Source organism: Pedobacter aquatilis (assembly GCF_032678405.1).
GTDB classification, from domain to species: Bacteria; Bacteroidota; Bacteroidia; order Sphingobacteriales; family Sphingobacteriaceae; genus Pedobacter; species Pedobacter aquatilis_A.
Genome location: NZ_JAVTSJ010000001.1, coordinates 1,095,777 through 1,111,705 on the forward strand (window position 1 = coordinate 1,095,777; position 15,929 = coordinate 1,111,705).

Genomic DNA, 15,929 nt, shown 5'->3' on the forward strand with positions numbered 1-15,929 from the left:
GATGCTCTTTTTTATTCTAGTAAAAGCAGGCTTACTGTCATGCTTAGGCAGCACGTATCAGCAATCGTTAAATAGATTCTTCGTTCCTCAGCATGACAGAGCTGACGAGGAAACAGTCTACTCCTCTTTCTTCTGAAACTTATAAAACAAATAGCCTAAAAAAGGTAAAATAAGAACACTTCCTAATAAAAGCGCAAGGCCCAGACTGTAAATTGTTTTTTCAGGACCTACAGTTTCTAAAAGTGAAATTGCGCCACCATTTTTTAACCGGATAAAGTTTGGAAAGTGGGCATAGCTAATAGCCACTAAAATCATGGTCACCTGGAAACCAGCCAGGATTCTTAATACCTTTGTTTTTCCTTTCAAAAGCAGGTACCATAACAACACCAATGATAAACTGGCCAGTATAATTGCCGTTAGCCCAACTGGATTTTTAAATACCCAATCTATCAATGGGATCGCATCAAACTGGGCGGCAATAAATACCATTGCTCCAAATACAACGGCCGCTACATTCATATACTCGGCCTTTTTGATGAACCTTCGTTTATCATGTTCATTATCAGTTTCGCCGATTAAGTAAACCGCCGCCAGGAACCCACAAAGCGATACGGTAAAGAAACCAACAGCAAAAGAAAACCAGTTAAACCAGCTGTAAACGTAAGCCGATAAAAAATCATTTGCTTCCGTATTGATGTGACCGGAAATAACGCTTCCGGCAATAATACCCAGGAAAAGTGCAGTAATAAAGCTAGAGTACCTGAAAATCCGATTGTAAAGCCATTGCATATCATCTTTCACAGCATCATAATGGCGAAACACAAAGGCTGTTCCCCTTGCTATAATTCCGATAAGCATAATCAATAGCGGAATATGCAGATAAACCGACATGGTGGTATAAATATGCGGAAAACCGACAAAGAGGATTACAATGGCGATAATCAGCCACATGTGGTTGGCTTCCCAAACCGGGCCAATGGCCTGGTACATGGTTTTACGGGTTCGGCTCCGGTTTTTTGTCGAGGTAAAAAGTTCTATAATCCCCGCACCAAAATCTGCTCCACCCAGAAGGAAATAAAGCAAAATACCTAAACATAAAAATGTAATAACAACGTATTCCATAGCTTACTATTTTTGGATTTCGGGTTTATCATAAACAAATGGCACCATTTTTATTTGCCTGTATAGTAAAAAAGTAACGATAAAACTTAATGATAAATAAATGGCCGAAAAGATATAAAATGAATAGGCTATGCCGGGCATTGGCGTAACAGCATCCTTTGTACGCATAATGCCGTAAATAATCCATGGCTGGCGCCCTACCTCTGTAACAACCCATCCGGCTTCTAAAGCAATGTATCCTAAAGGAATGGCAAACACAAATAACTTTAGCAGCCAGGGTTTATCGGTAAAAGGTTTCTTTTTAAATAAAGTGATAAAATAGATGATAGCAATTAACATCATAAAGGTTCCGAGGCCAACCATTACCTGAAAAGCATAATGTGTAACCGCTACCGGAGGATGGTCGCTTTCAGGAATTTTATCCAGCCCTTTTACTTCAGCCTTAAAATCGCCATGGGCAAGGAAACTTAATGCACCAGGAATTTTAATGGCACCACTTACCGTCTTATCTTTTTCATTCACTATCCCTCCGATAAGTAATGGAGCGGGCTTTTCTGTATTGTAAAGTGCCTCCATTGCGGCAAGCTTTGCAGGTTGCCGTTTAGCTACATCTTTTGCTGAAATATCGCCGCTTAAAGGCTGCAATAAGGCACCGATACATGCAAAAGTTGCCGCAATTTTAAAGGCTTTTAAATGAAAAACCTTATTTCTGTTTCGCAAGATCATTAGGGCATGTACGCCTGCTACAGCAAAACCAGTTGCCGTAAACGCTGCCAGGCACATGTGTAATGATTGCGAAAACCAGGCTTTATTAAACATTGCCTGCATGGGGTCGATGTTCAGGTATTTTCCATTAACGAAATCGAATCCTGCAGGACTGTTCATCCAGGCATTAGCCGCAACAACCAGAATACCCGATGCGAGACCACTTACCCCTACAACCATCCCTGTAAACCAATGAAACCATTTATTTAACTTGTTCCAGCCGTATAAAAAGAAACCTAAGGCAATTGCTTCGATAAAAAATGCTGTTCCTTCTAATGAAAAAGGCATTCCAAAAATTGGTCCTGCATGCTCCATGAACTTTGGCCAAAGCAAACCCAATTCAAAAGACAACATGGTTCCTGATACTGCTCCTGTGGCAAAGAAAATAGCTACCCCTTTACTCCAGGCTTTAGTAAGGTTCTTATAAATTTCATCGTTTGTTTTTAACCATTTATAGTGCGACACAGCCATGAAAAAGGGCATCACCATACCTATGCAGGAAAAAACAATGTGAAAGCCTAACGACAAGGCCATTTGTGAGCGGGCGGCTAAAAAATCATCCATATCTGAATTGGATTTTGTGTAACACAAATATAGCAGATAAGGCTTTACCAATAATGATTTATAAGCCCTTGTTTAGAATTATTTTAAATATAGAACGTTTATAAATTGAAAATAGATTTGGATTAAGTTTCTTCAACACTTTGATTTTCACCGAATACCATTTAAAAAGCGAAATGGCTCTCATTTCAGGAAAGCCATTTTATTTAACCTTGTTTATGTTCAGTATTTCATAACCTCAATTACGCACCCTTTAATTCATCATAGGCAGCTGTTAAACTACGCTGAATACCATCTCCCTGCCATTCTGGTGAATTTGGAATACTGGTAGCCTTTAAGATGTCTTCCTTACTTTTTCCAGCCTTGATTTCAGCGCTTACAAAAGCCATCAGGTTTTTTAAATATTCCTGGTAAGCTTTTACATCTGCCTTTGTTCCGGTAACCTTTTCCGGGTCGAGACTATGCCCCCAGATAAATAAAGTATCATTATCAAACTGGTTCTGGATTTTATCCAAAGCTGTAATCCAATTGCCAATATGCGCACCATTTTCCCTATCTATATAAGGATAACGGCGGTTGAAAACCAAATCACCAACATGAACGATGTTCGCATTTTCAAAATGGTATACGGCATCACCATTGGTATGGCCAGATCCATAATAATATGCACTGATTTTTTCGCCGCCAACAGGCGCCTTCCACCCGGTGCCAAAGGTCGTATCAGGCAGGAGCTGCTTATCTAAATTATTTCCCTTTTCAGCGGCCTTCTTTTGGTTTACCAAAGAATTTTGATGTGCAACCACTTTTTCAGCCAGGCCTTTGAAAGCAATATTTCCGGCGGTATGGTCGCCATGATGGTGGGTATTAATCAGGTACTTAAATGGTTTTTCGCCAAGTTTTTTAAGCTCCTCTATTACATGGGGAGCAGATGTTGGAAATTGTGCATCAACCACAACAAAACCATTTGGTGAGTTTAACCAGCCAATTGTTCCACCCTGCTCGGTAAAAATACCCACATTATTTCTTAAAGGCTTAAAATTGTAAGCCCGGAATAATTCTTTTTGAGCAAAAACATCCGTTTTGTACATTGAGAGCAAGGCCAAAGCCAATGCCGAATTTTTAATAAAATTTCTTCTTTCCATTTTGGGATAAATTTAAAAAGCCACAACTAATGCTGTGGCTTAAATTTAATAATTTTCACTCGTAAATTATTTAATACTCCATTATATTCCTGATCCCGGTACCGTTCCTGGCTCGTGCCCAGGACCAAATGCATTATTTTTTCGATTACTATCTTTATTGAACAGGTTAGTTGATTGTTTTGACGATTTATTATTATCTAAGGAATCGTGTTCTCTTACATCTTCAACTTTTTTATCAAGCAAGTCATTCTCAATAACTTTCCCTTTTTCTTTATTATTTTCCATGATATTTCAAATTGATGTATTATTGGAACATTGGAAAAATAATATTGTTTTCATTAGCGCTTTCAGGAATGAGTTTTATCCATAACAAATCCATTCCCTAAAATAAGAGTTAAACAGCGTAGAAGAAACAATAAACTAGAGCATTGAACCTGCCAGTTTTCTCAAGTCATGGATACAGCCAAATGAGTTGAATTTCCGCTTATGAATCTTGTTAAAATGATGTGAAGATTCAAACGAAAAAGGCAATAAAATAAACTTGTAAATGTGTTTCCGTTCTTCAGGTAGCTTTCCACTATCAGGATTTGTTAACTGTGGATTGGTTTCATAATTTTCCATAACGATAAGATTTATAGAAAGCACAGGTTGCTTTCGTGGGTTGATAAATTTTAAACAGATATAGATATAAAATTTGCCTGGCCTTATACCAAAGGATTTCTGATAAGGTCTCGTTTAGGAGCTAATTGTTATCGGCAATGCAGATTGCCTTTATCTTACCTAAATTTAATATTTTGTTTTGAAATTTGCAAGGGCTTTGTTTTTTATAAAAATCGTTGACTAAAGTCAACGGGAACAGAAAATGAAATGGGTTAAATAAAAAAAGTCCCGAATTGCTCCGAGACTGTTCCTATTTGGTTAATGATATTTTTAAGCTAAGGCATTTTGCTTAACCACCATTTTAACTTTTTCAATTACGTAATCTAATTCTTCTTTAGTGGTGTACTTACTGAAAGAAAAACGAACTGAAGGACGGTTTGGATCGGCATTAATTCCGTTTAAAACATGCGAACCTATGTTGGAACCTGATGAACACGCACTTCCACCAGAAGCACAGATGCCGTTAATATCTAAATTAAACAATAACATATCAGCCATATCCATTTCCGGGAACGATACGTTTAACACGGTATAAAGGCTTTTGTCAGCAGCTGTTTCGCCATTAAAGGCAATTCCAGGAATTTCGGCAATTAATTGTTCTTTTAAATAATCTTTCAGGCCCTGAATATGCTGCTGGTGCTCACTCATTTCGGCATAAGCAATTTCCAAAGCTTTAGCTAAACCAACGATACCATAAACATTTTCTGTGCCACCACGCATGTTGCGTTCCTGCGCACCACCATAAATCATTGGTGGGATTTTGATATTGCTGTTAACATACAAAAAGCCTACGCCTTTAGGTCCGTGTAACTTATGCGCTGCGCAAACAATAAAATGAGCCTTCAGTTCACGCACATTGTGTACGTAATGCCCCATGGTTTGAACTGTATCTGCATGATAAATTGCATTGTATTTTTCACAAATATCACCAACTTTAACCATATCAGTTAAGGTACCTAATTCGTTGTTTGCATGCATTAAAGAGACAAAAGTGCGTTCATTGTTTTGCAACAGTTCTTCTAAATGCGCATAATCAACATTACCCTTTTCATCTATATTAACGAAACTTAACTTATCAATTTCGCCATTTTTAAGCATCATACCCAATGTATGCTCAACGGCATGGTGTTCAATTTTTGAAGTAATGGCATGTTTAATACCATAAGCCGAAATACCGCAACGTATGGCTGTATTATCTGCCTCCGTTCCGCCCGAAGTAAAAAATATTTCAGAAGGTGAAGCACCCAAAAGGCTGGCAACAGTTTTTCTGGCTTTTTCAACCAAAGTCCTCACCTCTCTCCCTAATGCATGAATAGCCGATGGATTACCAAAATAGTTCTCCATTACATTCGCCATTTCTGCAATTACTTCTTTATCTAATGGCGTTGTTGCTGCATTATCTAAATAAACTCTCTTCATCGGTTAGTTTAATTTTAGAATTTCTTTAATATCTGAAATGATTTTGTTTGCCAGATTTTCTGCTACAGTTTCATTTTCAGCTTCGCTATAAATACGGATAATCGGTTCAGTGTTAGAGCGACGTAAATGCACCCAGGTTTTATCAAACTCGATTTTCAGTCCATCAATAGTACTATAAGGTTGGTTTTTATACTTTTCTTCCACCTGTTTCAATAAGAAATCGATATCCATTTCAGGTGTAAGCGTAATCTTGTTTTTTGAAATATGATATTGCGGATAGCTGCTTCTTAGCAATGAGATTGATTTACCAAACTTAGCTAGATGTGTTAAAAACAATGCAATACCAACCAAAGCATCTCTGCCATAGTGCGATTCAGGATAAATAATTCCACCATTTCCTTCACCACCTATAACTGCATTGGTTTCTTTCATTTTATTAACCACGTTAACCTCTCCAACCGCAGCTGCATTATACTCAGATCCGGCTTTTTCCGTAACATCACGTAATGCACGTGTTGAAGAAAGATTAGAAACCGTATTTCCAGGTGTATTCTGCAGTACGTAATCGGCAACTGCAACGAGGGTATACTCTTCGCCAAACATGCTGCCATCTTCGTTTACAAAGCATAAACGATCAACATCAGGATCTACAACTATACCTAAATCTGCATTTTGTTTAATGACTTCTTTTGAAATTTCCGTTAAGTTTTCCGGAAGCGGTTCAGGATTGTGAGGGAAATGACCATCAGGCGTACAATATAGTTCTGTAACTTTACTTACACCTAAAGCCTCTAGCAGCGCCGGAATAAAAATTCCGCCTGTTGAGTTCACACAGTCGATAACGACTTTGAAATCGGCTCTCTTTATGGCCTCAACATCAACCAAAGGTAATGCTAAAACTTTATCAATATGTTTTTGAAGGTAAGTATCGTTTTTGATTACTTTACCCAATTTATCTACATCTGCAAACTCGAAACTAGCCGATTCTGCCAGGTCTAAAACTTCTTTACCATCTAAATCGCTGATAAATTCGCCCGACGCATTTAATAGTTTTAAAGCATTCCATTGCTTAGGATTATGGCTTGCTGTTAAAATAATACCTCCACCCGCCTGCTCATCAGGAACGGCAACCTCTACCGTAGGCGTTGTAGATAAACCTAAATCTATTACTTCAATGCCTAAACCTTGTAAAGTACCAATAACCAGGTTATTAACCATCTCACCAGAAATGCGGGCATCTCTACCCAAAACAATTCTCTTATTCCCTGTTTTTTGTACTACCCAGCTACCAAATGCAGCCGTAAATTTTACTATGTCAATTGGTGTAAGGCCGTTTCCGGCTTGCCCGCCTATAGTTCCGCGTATTCCTGAAATCGATTTTATTAAACTCACTTATTCTATATTGTATGATTTTCAAAAATAAGAAAAAAAAGCAGATTGGCAGGCAATTAAGCCTGATTACCCTTTTAATTTACATTGTTTTTATATCTATTTATACGATGTATTTAATAGAAATTGACTTATTCGGATTGAGCAAACGTATGTTTGAGTTCAGTACGAAGCAGCTTTATAATAATTGATACTGCTATACGAAAAACACGAAAACCAATTTTATGCAATAATGTTGCAAAATGATGTACGCAAACTTCGCTAACAACAGTAAAAGCTTATATTTGCACTTTAATATTGAATTTAAGTGGCTGCCCAGGGCTTGATAATTGGTATCGGTATTTAGATTGATACTTCACCTTTAGTGCAATTTATCTAAGTTTGCAGCTTTTTAAAACAAAAAAGCTTTTTTCTATGCAGCGCAAGTGGTTTCAGTATTGGTTTAACTCCCCTTATTATCACATTCTTTACCAGCAAAGAAATGATGCCGAAGCCGAGTTTTTTATCGATAACATTACGAAACACCTCAATCCTGCTACCGATTCAAAAATGCTTGATATTGCCTGTGGAAAAGGCCGTCACTCCATTTATCTGAATAAAAAAGGCTTCGATGTAACCGGGATTGATCTATCAGAACAAAGCATAAAATACGCCCGGCAATTCGAGAACAACAAATTACATTTTCTGGTGCACGACATGAGAAGGCTGTTTTACATCAACTACTTCGACGTTGCTTTAAACCTGTTTACCAGCTTCGGCTATTTTGATACGGAAAAAGAGCATGTGAATGCCCTAAAAACCTTTAGAAAATGTTTAAAAGCTGAAGGAACACTTGTGCTCGATTATTTTAATACTGAAAAAATTATCCGCAATTTAAATCATTGCGAAGCCAAGTCATTCGATGGCATTACTTTCAACATCTCTAAAAATGTTGTTGATGGAAAAATCATTAAAAAAATTCAGTTCGAAGACCAGGGCAAAACATATCATTTCGAAGAAAGGGTTCAGGCTTTTAGTTTTGAAGATTTCAAGCGAATGCTTACCAAAGCAGGCATTTTGATCGAGAAAACCTTCGGGAGTTACGCACTTGATGATTTTGATGAATTAAATTCTGACCGGTTAATCTTAATCTGCAAAAAGGCATGATAGAAAGCTTACAGCAATTTGATGTTGAATTGTTTCTGAAAATCCACCGCGGACTTTCGAATGGCTTTTTAGATTGGCTCATGCCTTTGGTGCGCAATCGTTTTTTCTGGTCGCCTTTATACCTTTTTATTGTTGTTTTTTGCATTAAACAATACAAAAAACAAGGCTACTACATTATTGGAATGGTGTTATTTACCTTTGCCATGGGCGATCTAATTGCATCCAGATTAATTAAACCTTTTGTTCAACGGGTTAGGCCTTGTAATGATTTTAATCTCGCAAATGATATTATTCATCGTGTTCCTTGTGGAAGCGGATTAAGCTTTCCTTCGGCACATGCAACCAATCACTTTGCTATTGCAGTATTTTTAATCTGTGTTTTTTACAGCCGCTGGAAGCCAATTTTACCATTAGGTATATTCTGGGCGGCAATGATTAGCTTTGCTCAAGTATATGTTGGGGTACATTATCCTATTGATGTAAGCACAGGCGCAATTTTAGGAACGGTAATCGGTTTTACCTGTTCGCAAATTTTTAAGAAACTACAACCCGAATTTTAATGGAAATCTGGAAATTTGCCGTATTGTTTTGCTGTGCTTTTTTTGGAGGCTCTGCTATTTTTTTAGTCAAAAGCGACAAATCCAAGCTGCTGAAATTAATCCTGTCTTTTAGCGGTGCATACCTGTTCGCCATTACCGTTCTTCATCTTATTCCGGATGCATACAGCGGCCCGGATAAATGGCAGATTGGAATATTTATCCTGATTGGTTTTCTATTGCAGGTGTTTCTCGAACAATTTTCTGAAGGTGTAGAACATGGGCACATACACAAACACCACGATGGCCACGTTTTTCCATTCGGAATTATGATAAGCCTTTGCTTACATGCATTTCTAGAAGGGATGCCATTGGCAAAGGATCAGCACAATGAATTGATCTTTGGTATCTCCTTACACCACATACCAGCCGCATTTGCGCTGGCCAGCATACTCATGCAAAATCACTTTAAAAAAGGAAGTATTATGGTGTACCTGCTGATTTTTGCTGTAATGGCTCCTTTAGGCTTTTATGTTAGTGTGGGCTTAAGCAATGGAACTATTGGAGGTATCGACGCTTACTTCAACAAAATTATGGGTATCGTTATTGGTATCTTCCTGCATATTTCGACAACTATCCTTTTCGAATCGAGTGCCGACCATAAAATTAATACCCGAAAAATGATTGCGGTATTGCTTGGCATCGGGGTAGCGCTGATCGGTTTCTTTGCTGGCCATTAGCATATTCCAGGTTCACCTAAAATCTTAAACTGAAAAATATTCAGTATATTAGAATATGGAAGAAATTGTAAATGAGCCGGATGTAGAATATAAAAAAAGGCATTTCACTATTGCAGAATACCTGGAAATGGAAAAAGCATCGCAGGAAAAGCATGAGTATTTTCAGGGTGAAATATTTTCAATGGCCGGAGCAAGCACAAACCATAATGAGATTTTCACCAATCTCTTTTTAGCAATCGGAGATAAGCTGAAAGGTAAACCTTGCCGTCCTTATGGCAGTGATCTTCGTACTCAGATAACAGCAAACGGCTTATTTACCTATCCTGATATTTCAATTTACTGTAATGGCTTGAACCAAAGTGATATCGATGATAAAAGTTTTATTGACCCAACAGTAATTATCGAAATACTATCTCCATCTACAAAGGATTATGACAGAGGACATAAATTCGACCTCTATAAAGATATTCCAACTTTAAAAGAATATATTTTAGTTGATTCAGAAGCTGTATTAATAGAAGCTTTTTACTTAAATGAAAAACAAAATTGGGAACTTATCGAATACAGAGAAATTGGAGATGCTGTTAAGTTTATTTCAATGGATTTTGAGGTAGCATTGAGTGATATTTATAACCGGGTTCGTTTTTAAAAGCCGACGATTCACTTTTTTTCTTTCTTCTTCCCATAGCCCCAAGGACAATGCTTGCATTTATTTTTACAGCAATACCCACGTTTTAAATGGTAGGCTTCAGTAAAAACCATCAAACCCGCTTCATTAAAATAAAAATCCTCGCCTTCTTTCATTTTGGTTGTTTTTGTTAAGTGCTCAAAATACTATCCCCATCATTTTTAATTAAGTATTTTCACCTCCAGTTTACCCGCAAAATAATCGCGAAGCTGTTTACCATCGCCGTGTAAAGTCCATACCTGTTTAGGTTTTACCCTCTCAATAGTTTCTAAAATAGCGTTCCAGTCGGCATGGTCGGAAATGTAAAGGGAAATACCATTTTGCTGTTGCAGGTTCTTCCATCCCGAAGCAAAAGCCTTCACCACATTTATGGCTTTATGGTAACTGTGAAAAACCATAGGAGGTACAATATAAACCTGATTTTCATGATTATTTTTCATCACTTTCCGGTCGTACGCCTTATATTTTCCAATCTTCATGCCGTAATCTTCGTATATTTTTACAAAGGGCATAATGCTATGGTGAACCATTATATTCTTTGCAGGGCAGTATTCATTTAGCAGCTGAATAATTCGCTGGCTTTTACCCAGCGCATAAGCCCCCAGCATAATGTTGGCTTTAGTTTCATTAAGCTTTTTTATTTCATCAACCGGCGAAGGGTGTTTTGTTTCAGGGTTTGCAAAGGTACTTTCTGTAATCAAAACATCCGCCTCGACAAACACAAAAGGTTCGCAGGTAGCATCTGGTTCTATCTTGTAATCGCCGGTGTAAAGGTATTTCACGCCTTTATATTCCATTAACACTTGTGCTGAGCCTAAAATATGCCCTGCTGAATAAAAAGTAATGGCTACTTCTTTTAGCTTAAAGGTTTCCTGGTACGTTTTAACATGAAAATCTACTGCAGCAAATTTACGGTAGCGGTGGAGCATAAAACTTTCAGTTGCCGCGGTGCAATAAACATTCTGGCTACCACCTACAGCATGATCACCATGAGCATGAGAAACTACAGCATTGGTTACCGGCTGTTGCGGATCAAGGTAAAAATCGCCGTAAACACAGTATAAACCTGTTGGTGTGATGGTTATAAAATCAGCTAAAATCATTAATAAGATTTGTGAAATTTAAGGATAATGCAGGATTTAGTAAATTACTCAGCTGGTAAAAAGCTGCTTAAGAATTAGTTTGAACTGAAGCTGCTGCTAAAAACTTTTCATGTAAGGCTAAAACCTGTTCGATAACAGAAAGTTTTTCATCGTTCCGGATAAAATAATTCGCCATTGCAGATTTCTCCTCATCACTTAACTGCTTATCTATTCGTGCTTTCACCTGTTCTGCCGTTACCTGGTCACGGTGCATAACCCTTTTCAACTTCATATCTAAAGTCGCTGTAACCAGAATTGTTGTATCGCACATTTTATAAGAACCGCTTTCAAAGAGTAAGGCAGCCTCTTTTAAAGTATAGGGAACACTTTGATTAATTTGTTGTTCCCAGGCCTCAAAGGCCCTGAAAACAGCAGGATGCACCAATGCATTTAACTTATTCAGTTCTGCTTCATTATTGAACACAATACCGGCAATGTGTTTATTATTTAATGTTCCGTTTTCAAAATAACTTTCTTCACCAAAAGTTGATTTTATTCCTTCGATAAGCAATTCATCCTGAACCATAATATTTTTTGCTTCGGTATCTGCATAAAAAACCGGAATCCCTAAAACTTCAAAAACTTTGCAAACAGTCGTTTTTCCACTGCCTATGCCACCTGTTATACCTACTTTATACATTATTTTTCTACAACAAAATCTACTTTCGACGGTACAATTTTAACCAGCTTACAATAATCAGGAAATTCGGTAAGCTTAACGGTAAACTTATTATGATGGAGAACCGACCATTCATCAACATCTACGGTAGCGGTGATGAATGTTTCATCTACCTGATCAAAATAACTCAAAGCCACCATAAACGTTACCTTCACCTTTCTCGGATAAAGCTTAATGCTGTTGAAATTCCTGTTATTGGTTAGCTTTAAAGGCACTTCAAGTGTTTTTTCGGTAAACTCATCAACCGGAAGTTTTACCTCCACCGATGGCGGAAAAATATTTACATTCTTATGCGTACTGTGCTGCATGTTAATGCGCACCGTTGTACTGTTCTGCACCTGATTTAGCTTTAACGTGTCAGTTGACCACTCGTGAATCTTATTTAACTCTTCTATCGGCCCAGTTACCGTAATTTGCTTGGGATTTAACTTAATTTCACTAGCTATACCATACTGCTTAACAAAATCCAGCTGCTGAACAAGTTTAACAGGCACCCTTTTTACCGTTCTTTTGGTAAAATCGAAATAGAGCGTATCAGGTTTTATGGAGATAACTTTCTGCGAGGTTTCCAGTTGTTTGTTAACGTTGTATAACTGATCGGAAAAAACAACAAAATCCCTGGTATTAAGCTTATTGAGGCTTACGGAGATGGATTGTGGATTAATTCTTAATCGGGCAAAAAGCAATTGCCATCCCGTACCTTCCACCTGTAAATCAACCGTATCGGATTGTAGAGGATGAAAAGCCCTGTTCTGAGGAAAGTTTTTGTAAATCAGAACCGTTTTAGCCGTGTAAACATATTTATTATTTAATGCCATGAAAAACCATGCAGCAATTGCAAGCAACAAACAGGCTAACAAACTAAATACACGTCTTCGCTCTATTTTGGTTAATTTAATAAAGGGCATAATAAATTAAAATGTCATTCAATCAAATGTAGTAAAACAAAAACAGTCCCGAAAACATTCGGGACTGCTCTTTTAATCATTATTAAATAAGCTTATGCTTTTGGCGCCGTTGTTGATGCCTTTGTTGCATCTAAAGAAATCGCAGATTTATCAAATCTGATTTTACCGCCACCTTCAGTTTCAATTAAAAAAGTTGTGTCGTTAGCGCCAACAATTTTACCGTGAATACCTGCTGTAGTGATTACTTTATCGCCAATACCTAACTCGGCTACTAATTTTTTATGGTCTTTTGCTTTTTTAACCTGCGGGCGAATCATAAAGAAGTAGAAAACTACCATGATTAAAACCATTGGTACAATTGTACCTAACATACCTCCACCAGCTGCTGCTTGTAAAATTACTGTTGATATCATTTTTTATTTATTTGTTATTGAAATTAATGATTAGTTATTGAAAATTAATCAACCGATTATTTTTTCTCGAGCACTTCGCCCACAAGGTGAACGGTGCTTATATTAGGATTAGCATTTGACGTTATCGTCACCACTTTATCCTGCATTCCCATTTTACCTTCACTATTGAAAACAACCTTAATTGTACCTTCTTTCCCTGGTAAAATTGGTTCTTTTGGTGTTTCAGGTATTGTACAGCCACAGGTAGCCGTTGCGTTTGAAATGATTAAAGGGCTTTTACCTGTATTTTTAAATTTAAATTCGTGCTGTACCTTTTCGCCTTGTTTAATTTTCTCAAAATCGTAGATATCACGCTCGAAAGTGATTACCGGAGCATCAGGCGATGCTATTTTCGATGCGCCATTTTCAACCGCTGCACCCGAAGTTTCGGCAGTGCTGTTATTTGCGTTACGGCAAGCGCTAAAAGCTATCGCTACAATAGCAATTATAAATATTCTTTTCATTTTAATCTTCAATTAATCCGCGACCGATTTTTTTAATCGTATTTGATTTTTTAAGGTCGCCCAAAATTTTATCTAAAATACCGTTTATAAACGAATTACTCTTCGGTGTACTGTAATCTTTTGATAATTCAAGGTATTCGTTAATGGTAACTTTAACCGGAATCGACGGAAAGTTTAACAGTTCGCAAATCGCCATTTTCATCAGAATCGTATCCATTAAAGCAATACGCTCCGATTCCCAGTTTTTAGTCCTGTCGGCAATCATATCCTGGTATTTTGCATCGTTTTGAAGGGTATAAACGAACAAGTCCTGAACAAATTTACTGTCCTCAACCCAATCTGCACTAATCTCAGTAAGTTTATTTTTGAAAGGATCGTCTGAAGTAAAATTCTTAAGTGTTTTGGCCACCATACCTTTCATTACTTCGTGGTCTACCTGCCAGTTAATAAATTTCTCTTCAAAAACCTGAATAATAGCCTGGTTTTTAAGGATAATTTTTCTGAAAATATATTTGATGATATCTTTAGATGATTCTAAGCTCTCATTTGGCTCAGCAAGATACTCGGCATATTCTTTTGATGCTTTTAGTGCATTATAAACTGTTTTCCTGATTTCAGGATCAAAACCCCAGTCTACCTTATATTTTTTAATTGCTGAAACATATTCAGGGTTTTGCTGTAGCAGCACGCTAAATTTATTATGCAGCAATTTCATGTTAGGATTCATATCCTCGGCAGTTTTGATGTGCTTATTTGCACGCTCAGCTGCATCATTAGCAGTAAATTCGGTAACCTCTACCAGTAAAGAAAGCATCCAGATGTACATTTCGTACACGCTATCAATGCTTTGCATTAAAGTTTTAAGGTCGCCCTTAATGTCTTTTTTGTCTGCCATGTGCCATGCAAAAATATTTTGCAAAGCTTTAATTCTTAAGTGCCTTCTGTTTAACATGAATGTAAGAACGAGTGTGGTTTTTTAAAACCGGTTAATAAATATTTAATATGTTGATTTAATTTTTTTAATATCTGCAATACGTTTTTCTGCAATACGGTTTGCGGCTGTGTTTGTTGGTATTTTTTCGGCCTTGCTTAGCTTAATTACATTTCTGGTGGCTTCATAAATATTTTCTGTAAGCTGAACCGTACGTTTCTTACCAAAACCTGTCAGTTCCGAATAACAGGAAATTAATCCGCCTGCATTGATTAAGTAATCAGGTGCGAACAGAATTCCTTTCTTTAAAAGCAGTTCACTGTCTAAAACTTCATCCTGTAACTGATTGTTTGCTGAACCTGCAATAATTGCAAACTTCATGCGCTCGATGGTTTTGTGGTTCACCGTTGCACCCATTGCGCAAGGCGCATACACATCTGCATCTATTCCAAAAATTTTATCGGCCTCAATCGGTTTTGCCTTATATTTTCGGGCTACATAAGTTAATTGCTCCTGGTTAATATCACTGATTAATACCTCAGCATTTTCTTTTCTGAGTAAAGCAACCAAATGCTCCCCTACATTGCCGATTCCCTGTACCACAACGGTTCTGCCAGCAAGCATATCGGTACCGAAAACCTCCTTAACACTGGCTTTAATGCCTAAATAAACGCCTTGTGCAGTAAAAGGGGCCGGATTACCAGCACCACCAATTGATTCGGGAACACCGGTAACATGATTGGTTTCCATACGGATATACTCCATATCACGGGTATTGGTACCCATCTCCTCTGCGGTAATAAATTCGCCGTTCAGGTTTTTAATAAACCTGCCATAACTGCGCATTAAGGGTTCAGTTTTGTCTTTTCTCGAATCGCCGATGATAACGCCTTTTCCGCCTCCAAGGTTTAAACCGGTAATAGCCGATTTATAAGTCATTCCTCTTGATAAACGAAGGGCATCTTCGAGGGCTTCAGCCTCGGTTGTATAACTCCACATACGGGTGCCGCCTAAAGCTGGCCCCAGTGTAGTGTCGTGAATCGCAATTATCGCTTTTAAACCTGAGTCGGCATCATTACAGAAAACCAACTTTTTATGCCCATAGGCACTTAATTGCTCTAAAATGGATGAATCTGACGAAGAATTTGCTGGCATAATGAACGTTAGGCTTACCTGCTGCAAAAT

Annotated in this window: 19 protein-coding genes; 4 read left to right on the forward strand and 15 right to left on the reverse strand. The window is 37.6% G+C overall.

Going from position 1 to position 15,929, the window contains the following annotated elements; genetic code table 11:
* Positions 1–117: 117 nt before the first annotated feature.
* From R2R71_RS04540 to glmM, 7 genes are all read right to left on the reverse strand, one after another.
* Positions 118–1,122, reverse strand: coding sequence for a cytochrome d ubiquinol oxidase subunit II (locus tag R2R71_RS04540; RefSeq protein ID WP_316830063.1), 1,005 nt, complete (start codon positions 1,120–1,122; stop codon positions 118–120).
* A gap of 6 nt (positions 1,123–1,128) precedes the next feature.
* Positions 1,129–2,451 carry a cytochrome ubiquinol oxidase subunit I gene (locus R2R71_RS04545; protein ID WP_316830064.1) on the reverse strand — a complete coding sequence of 441 codons (1,323 nt, stop codon included), beginning with the start codon at positions 2,449–2,451 and terminating at the stop codon, positions 1,129–1,131.
* Between the two features lie 239 nt (positions 2,452–2,690).
* Positions 2,691–3,590: an MBL fold metallo-hydrolase gene (locus R2R71_RS04550; protein ID WP_316830065.1), complete on the reverse strand. Its 900-nt coding sequence runs from the start codon at positions 3,588–3,590 to the stop codon at positions 2,691–2,693.
* A gap of 81 nt (positions 3,591–3,671) precedes the next feature.
* Complete coding sequence (locus R2R71_RS04555; protein WP_316830066.1) at positions 3,672–3,875, reverse strand: hypothetical protein; 204 nt, start codon at positions 3,873–3,875, stop codon at positions 3,672–3,674.
* A 135-nt stretch (positions 3,876–4,010) separates the two neighbouring features.
* A complete protein-coding gene (locus R2R71_RS04560) occupies positions 4,011–4,211 on the reverse strand; it encodes a hypothetical protein (protein WP_316830067.1) in 201 nt (66 codons plus the stop codon).
* Positions 4,212–4,520: 309 nt separating this feature from the next.
* Positions 4,521–5,669, reverse strand: coding sequence for a cysteine desulfurase family protein (locus R2R71_RS04565; RefSeq protein WP_316830068.1), 1,149 nt, complete (start codon positions 5,667–5,669; stop codon positions 4,521–4,523).
* Positions 5,670–5,672: 3 nt separating this feature from the next.
* Positions 5,673–7,061: a phosphoglucosamine mutase gene (gene glmM, locus R2R71_RS04570; protein WP_316830069.1), complete on the reverse strand. Its 1,389-nt coding sequence runs from the start codon at positions 7,059–7,061 to the stop codon at positions 5,673–5,675.
* A 411-nt stretch (positions 7,062–7,472) separates the two neighbouring features.
* On the opposite strand from glmM, the gene R2R71_RS04575 reads away from it, so the two are divergent.
* From R2R71_RS04575 to R2R71_RS04590, 4 genes are read left to right on the forward strand one after another with little or no spacing between them, the layout of a single operon-like run.
* On the forward strand, positions 7,473–8,204 hold the full coding sequence (locus R2R71_RS04575; RefSeq protein ID WP_316830070.1) for a class I SAM-dependent methyltransferase: 732 nt from the start codon (positions 7,473–7,475) through the stop codon (positions 8,202–8,204).
* Entirely contained in the window at positions 8,201–8,764 is a 564-nt protein-coding gene (locus tag R2R71_RS04580) for a phosphatase PAP2 family protein (protein ID WP_316830071.1), read from the forward strand. The genes R2R71_RS04575 and R2R71_RS04580 overlap by 4 nt, the downstream gene beginning before the upstream one ends.
* Complete coding sequence (locus R2R71_RS04585; protein ID WP_316830072.1) at positions 8,764–9,480, forward strand: ZIP family metal transporter; 717 nt, start codon at positions 8,764–8,766, stop codon at positions 9,478–9,480. Before R2R71_RS04580 ends, R2R71_RS04585 begins: the two co-directional genes overlap by 1 nt.
* 55 nt (positions 9,481–9,535) lie before the next feature.
* Positions 9,536–10,129: a Uma2 family endonuclease gene (locus R2R71_RS04590; protein WP_316830073.1), complete on the forward strand. Its 594-nt coding sequence runs from the start codon at positions 9,536–9,538 to the stop codon at positions 10,127–10,129.
* Between the two features lie 11 nt (positions 10,130–10,140).
* Here the strand turns inward: R2R71_RS04590 and R2R71_RS04595 are convergent, their stop codons facing one another.
* From R2R71_RS04595 to R2R71_RS04630, 8 genes are all read right to left on the reverse strand, one after another.
* On the reverse strand, positions 10,141–10,284 hold the full coding sequence (locus R2R71_RS04595) for a DUF5522 domain-containing protein (protein WP_316806414.1): 144 nt from the start codon (positions 10,282–10,284) through the stop codon (positions 10,141–10,143).
* Between the two features lie 45 nt (positions 10,285–10,329).
* A complete protein-coding gene (locus R2R71_RS04600) occupies positions 10,330–11,271 on the reverse strand; it encodes an exonuclease (RefSeq protein WP_316830074.1) in 942 nt (313 codons plus the stop codon).
* 67 nt (positions 11,272–11,338) lie between these two features.
* A complete protein-coding gene (gene coaE / locus R2R71_RS04605; RefSeq protein WP_316830075.1) occupies positions 11,339–11,950 on the reverse strand; it encodes a dephospho-CoA kinase in 612 nt (203 codons plus the stop codon).
* The gene (locus tag R2R71_RS04610; protein WP_316830076.1) at positions 11,950–12,897 is read right to left on the reverse strand and encodes a CdaR family protein; all 948 of its coding nucleotides are present in this window, start codon (positions 12,895–12,897) and stop codon (positions 11,950–11,952) included. The genes coaE and R2R71_RS04610 overlap by 1 nt, the downstream gene beginning before the upstream one ends.
* Before the next feature lie 92 nt (positions 12,898–12,989).
* Positions 12,990–13,310: a preprotein translocase subunit YajC gene (gene yajC, locus R2R71_RS04615; protein WP_316830077.1), complete on the reverse strand. Its 321-nt coding sequence runs from the start codon at positions 13,308–13,310 to the stop codon at positions 12,990–12,992.
* Between the two features lie 56 nt (positions 13,311–13,366).
* Positions 13,367–13,813 (reverse strand): DUF1573 domain-containing protein, encoded by a 447-nt coding sequence (locus R2R71_RS04620; RefSeq protein ID WP_316830078.1) that lies wholly within the window; start codon positions 13,811–13,813, stop codon positions 13,367–13,369.
* Between the two features lies 1 nt (position 13,814).
* Entirely contained in the window at positions 13,815–14,765 is a 951-nt protein-coding gene (nusB, locus tag R2R71_RS04625; protein ID WP_316830079.1) for a transcription antitermination factor NusB, read from the reverse strand.
* A 45-nt stretch (positions 14,766–14,810) separates the two neighbouring features.
* On the reverse strand, positions 14,811–15,899 hold the full coding sequence (locus tag R2R71_RS04630; RefSeq protein WP_316830080.1) for a Glu/Leu/Phe/Val family dehydrogenase: 1,089 nt from the start codon (positions 15,897–15,899) through the stop codon (positions 14,811–14,813).
* Positions 15,900–15,929: the final 30 nt, after the last annotated feature.